Annotated in this window: 6 protein-coding genes, 1 tRNA gene and 1 pseudogene; 4 read left to right on the forward strand and 4 right to left on the reverse strand. The window is 43.8% G+C overall.

The annotated features are described in order from the left end of the window. On the forward strand, positions 1-600 hold a 600-nt coding region (locus Q1V74_RS02845; RefSeq protein WP_300646981.1), incomplete at its 5' end, for a potassium transporter TrkG. 46 nt (positions 601-646) lie between these two features. Here Q1V74_RS02845 and Q1V74_RS02850 read toward each other — a convergent pair. Further along, on the reverse strand, positions 647-1,018 hold the full coding sequence (locus tag Q1V74_RS02850) for a NirD/YgiW/YdeI family stress tolerance protein (RefSeq protein WP_300646982.1): 372 nt from the start codon (positions 1,016-1,018) through the stop codon (positions 647-649). A gap of 266 nt (positions 1,019-1,284) precedes the next feature. Between Q1V74_RS02850 and Q1V74_RS02855 the strand changes: the two genes are divergently transcribed. Beyond that, on the forward strand, positions 1,285-1,989 hold the full coding sequence (locus tag Q1V74_RS02855; protein WP_300646984.1) for a DUF3820 family protein: 705 nt from the start codon (positions 1,285-1,287) through the stop codon (positions 1,987-1,989). On the opposite strand, the gene Q1V74_RS02860 is transcribed toward Q1V74_RS02855, so the two are convergent. After that, the gene (locus tag Q1V74_RS02860; protein ID WP_300646985.1) at positions 1,970-3,226 is read right to left on the reverse strand and encodes a DUF445 domain-containing protein; all 1,257 of its coding nucleotides are present in this window, start codon (positions 3,224-3,226) and stop codon (positions 1,970-1,972) included. The two genes, Q1V74_RS02855 and Q1V74_RS02860, sit on opposite strands and share 20 nt — an antisense overlap. Further along, complete coding sequence (locus Q1V74_RS02865) at positions 3,223-3,390, reverse strand: DUF2158 domain-containing protein (protein ID WP_260648791.1); 168 nt, start codon at positions 3,388-3,390, stop codon at positions 3,223-3,225. Before Q1V74_RS02865 ends, Q1V74_RS02860 begins: the two co-directional genes overlap by 4 nt. 147 nt (positions 3,391-3,537) lie before the next feature. On the opposite strand from Q1V74_RS02865, the gene Q1V74_RS02870 reads away from it, so the two are divergent. Then, positions 3,538-3,614, forward strand: a tRNA-Pro gene (locus tag Q1V74_RS02870). 399 nt (positions 3,615-4,013) lie between these two features. Then, positions 4,014-4,238, forward strand: coding sequence for a LexA family transcriptional regulator (locus tag Q1V74_RS02875; RefSeq protein WP_300646986.1), 225 nt, complete (start codon positions 4,014-4,016; stop codon positions 4,236-4,238). Here Q1V74_RS02875 and Q1V74_RS02880 read toward each other — a convergent pair. Then, a pseudogene (locus tag Q1V74_RS02880) lies at positions 4,204-4,516 on the reverse strand (integrase core domain-containing protein); the annotation flags it as partial. The gene Q1V74_RS02875 and the pseudogene Q1V74_RS02880 sit on opposite strands and share 35 nt — an antisense overlap. Positions 4,517-4,595 lie beyond the last annotated feature (79 nt).

Genomic DNA, 4,595 nt, shown 5'->3' on the forward strand with positions numbered 1-4,595 from the left:
TGGTTATTTGAGCACAAAAACCCCAACACCATCGCCAGCTTGCCGTGGTATGAGCAAGCCACCGCCGCTTGGCTTCAAGCCATCTCCAGTCGTACCGCAGGTTTTGTGACAATGGACGCTGGCAGCATGCGTGATAGCTCGGTTTTGCTCATCATGTTTTACATGTTTATTGGTGGCGGTTCCTTAAGTACAGCGAGCGGTATTAAGCTTGGTACGTTTATTGTGTTAATTGCTGCTGTTATTTCCTATTTACGTCACCGTGAAGAGGTGGTGCTCATGCAGCGTACTGTATCCCCGGAAACGGTACAAAAAGCACTGTCTTTGGTGCTTATCACGTTTAGCCTATTTTTTATGGGGCTTTTATTTATTACGATTTTTGATAAGCTGCCTTTGCGCAGTGTGATGTTCGAGGTCATGTCTGCCATCACAACCACAGGTATGAGTTTTGGTATAACAGGAGAGCTTTCCTTGCCTAGTAAATTTGTCCTTACCTTACTCATGTTTGCAGGGCGACTAGGCCCCCTGACCTTGGTATATAGCCTAGCTACACGTCGCCGCAGCCGTATTCGTTATCCAGAGGGACATTTCCAAGTTGGTTAAGCACAAAAAAACCCAGGCATTACCCTGGGTTTTTTTTAGCTGTAGTTTATTGCACAATGGTATACGATTTGACTTCGATTTCGGTGTCACTAATCAGACCCTTATCTACTTCGCCGATGATTTCTACCTCTACCGGTGGGTTGATCGGCTGAACTTTGGTGAGGTCATCATCAATATCTAATTGAATTTCACCGCTACCATCAGTAAAAATAAATTTTTCTTCAGACGTTTGCTTAGTGATTTGTCCACGTAATGACACACGTTGATCATCTTTGGTGTCTTGCAGAATCTGGGCAACGGATGTGGCCACCGGTTGCATTTGATCGTGGGCTGTTGTGTCAGCAAGAGCTGCACCACTTATTCCTGCTAAAGCAATAGCAGCAGCGGCAACTGTGGTTTTTAAAGTGGATTTAAACATAAAGCACCTCCGTTATCGATAAAACGCTTTTAATCAATCAAGAATGAATTAAAAGCACAGTTTCATCATACTGCTATTTCTCATTATTCCAAGATCAATTTTTATCAAAAAGTAAATACGGATAAACCCATAATTGTTACTGAGTGACCGTCATAGTGCACTTTACGACCTAAATACCTTAATGCTGCTGTTACAAAACCGCACAACCACCAAGGTGACGTTACTGCGTTATCATAAATAGGTTAAATAACTTTACTGATATCATCATGAGTGCTTATATTTTTGATACGGAAACGACTGGTACAGAACAACCGGATATTATTGAAGCCGCCTGGCTAGAGATCGATGCCCCAACCACTTTACAGGTGGTAAGTCAGTTTGAGCAGCGTTATCAGCCGCGTCACCCCATTAGTTTAGGGGCGTTAGCGGTGCATCACATTTATGATGAGGAGCTGGTCAACTGCCCACCCTGCACAACATTTCAGTTTCCAGCACAAGCCCAGTACATGATTGGGCACAATGTCGATTATGACTGGGAAATGGCAGGCCGCCCTAACGTTAAGCGAATTTGTACCTTGGCTTTAAGCCGTATGCTTTTACCTCAACTAGATAGTCATAGCCAATCGGCGCTGATGTACTATTTTTTTCGTCCCCATGCCCGTGAACGCTTAAAAAACGCCCACTCAGCTTTAGCAGATGTACAAAACTGTCGTTTTATTCTGCAAAAAATGCTGGCTCTACTCGAGCAACCCGTACAAACTTGGGAGCAGCTTTGGGAGCTTTCTGAACAAGCACGCTTACCACGGTTGATGCCCTTTGGTAAACACAAAGGCACCCCTATTAGCGAGTTACCGCCTGATTATCAAGACTGGGTATTACGGCAAGACAGCATGGACCCTTATATAAAACTCGCCATTCAAAAAGCCAGACAAGCCCTGCATCAACCACCCATTACAACCAACGCCCAATAAAATGGATCACTAGGCCAATGGCACCACCCACTACGGTGCCATTGATGCGTATATATTGCAGGTCTTTGCCAATAGCATGCTCTAGCTGATACACCAATTCTTTTTCTTCCCAAGCATTCACGCGATCAGCAATATACTGTGCAATACGGCCCCGGTATTTTTCTATCAGTGGTGGCGCCATCTCTTGTAGTTTTTCATCAAGTAACTGTTGCATAGCATGATCTTGCAAAATATGATGAGCCACTTGCTGCAGGCCAACACTTAGCTTTTGTTGTAATACAGAATCCGCACCATGCAGATCTTGTTCCAACCAATCTAAAATATCCCCCCAAAGCTGGGTTAAATAACGTTGTAAAGCCGGATCTTGCAAAAACTGCGTTTGCATTTGCGCTGCTTTTTCTATAAAAACGGGGTCACTTTGAAGCCGCAACACCATGGCTTTTAAATAAGCACTAAAGCTATAGCGCAATTCGTGATGGGGGTCGGCAGCGATGGCTTCTATTTCCTTAGCCACAAGACTGACAATTTTTTCTGTCCCCCAATCCCCTACATAGTCACTGATTTTTTTAATATGAACTGTGCGTTTGACCTCTGCTGCGATTTTTTCAGCAATAAAAGCTTGTATTTTAGGCTGTTGCACTAATGCGCTAATGCGATGTAACAACTGATCTAAAAGCTCTTGGTGACGCTGGTCTGCTGTAAGCAACTGCAGAACTTGTGCGCCCAATGTGGCGAAATTAATGTTTTTCAAATTACGCACAGCGGTTTGCTGAATAAACTGCTGGGCCCTGACATCACGCAATGCCGTTAAACTGTGCTGCGCTACCAATGCTGCATAAGAAGCTAATAATTGGGCATTGGTTTTTTTAGCTAGCCAGCGCATCGTCGTTCGAGGCAACTGCATCTGTTTTAATTTGAGCATTACTTGATCGGTAGACAAAAAATGCTCGCAAATAAAGTCCCCCAAATTACTCGCAATACGCGCTTTATTTCGAGGAATAATTGCTGTGTGTGGCAAAGGCACCCCTAATGGATGTCTAAATAATGCCGTCACAGCAAACCAATCCGCAAGTGCTCCCACCATGGCAGCCTCAGCAAAAGCAATCAGGTACCCCCAGTAGACAGCACCATCATTTAACCGTTTGGCAATAATAAAGAGAAAAAAAGCCCCTAATAAAAAAGCCATGGCCAAGGCTTTGCTCTTTGCCAAGGGGGTGAGCGGCTTGCCCCACCTCATCCAGCCACCTTTTGCAACGCCCTGGCATGGACAAACGCCGTTTTTAAATTCCCCTCGCAATCAAACCACATGCATTCTACCCGCCCATGTGTTAGCCCTAACTGCGTCACCGTCATTGCCGGCCCCCCACTATTTAACTTAACCACATCACCAATTTGAAACATTTTTCATTTTCCTATATAATCATTTTTTAACTTTAGCACAGCACAGATTGTGTGCGTGGATACGCTATTTTAAAGCAGATATCCTATGTTGGCAGATGTTAATGATAGTTGACAAATTTAAACCCAACATGCTATAGTTAAATCTTTCGGGGCGTAGCGCAGCCTGGTAGCGCACTTGCATGGGGTGCAAGGGGTCGAGTGTTCGAATCACTCCGTCCCGACCAAGAATACCTCAAACAATCAAGCACTTAGAGCTTTTATGCTTTAGGTGCTTTTTTGTTTTTGTTTGCGCTGTGTCATTTTTGTGCCATTTTAATTCCACCCCACTATCCACGCTCTCTATTTAGCTGTATAAATAAACAGAAAGCAATAAGTGGAGATCAACATATACGCAGCCACGCTCTAGGGCTACTCTGCTTTTATAGAAGAGCAAGCTAAATTAAACGCTGAATACCGTTTTCAGTGCGTACGTCCGGCAATCCAAAAAGTCGCAACATCACACAACACAGATCTATTTTTATCCACATTTATTATTAGCGTGTTATTAAATGAATTAATTTTCAATTTGACCTTTAGCTCAGTTTAGTCAAAAATACTGTATGAAATTACAGTCTCATTGACTTATGAAACCTCTAGCTCAAACTGCTGGTATTGATAGTGGAGACTATGTGGTGGTTGACCGCTCCATCAATGCTAAACATGGCCATATTGTTCTTGCGGTTGTTGATGGTGAATTCACTATTAAGCGATTATTCAAAAAACAAGGAAGAACCAGCCTACTAGCTGCGAATCCCACCTACCCTAATATTGAGCTTAAAAATGAGCAAGAGTTGCGTGTTGGGGGGTAATCCCCCCTAATGCCATGTTGGGGCGTTCGTTATTGTATATCCAGAGCCAAGCTGTGGCTCCTTGTTGTACTTCCTCTAGGCTTTCGAAGAGGTGTTGAGCTAGCCAATCATAACGAACCGTTCGATTATAGCGCTCGTATCACTCGTTCGGCCGGCAAGGAGAAGTCCACTTCAATACCTCAACCTTCACGGTTAAAGTCATCCACGACATTAAATAGACGAATACTCTGGCCATCCGCGAACTGGTCATGCATAAAATCCATCGACCAAACCTGATTAATGCCTGTCACAGTACCCGTAGACTTACCGTCAAGCGCACAGTTCATAACTAGAGACTTTTGCCGAGCTTTCATTATG

Source organism: Paenalcaligenes sp. (assembly GCF_030152715.1).
GTDB classification, from domain to species: domain Bacteria; phylum Pseudomonadota; class Gammaproteobacteria; order Burkholderiales; family Burkholderiaceae_B; genus Paenalcaligenes; species Paenalcaligenes hermetiae.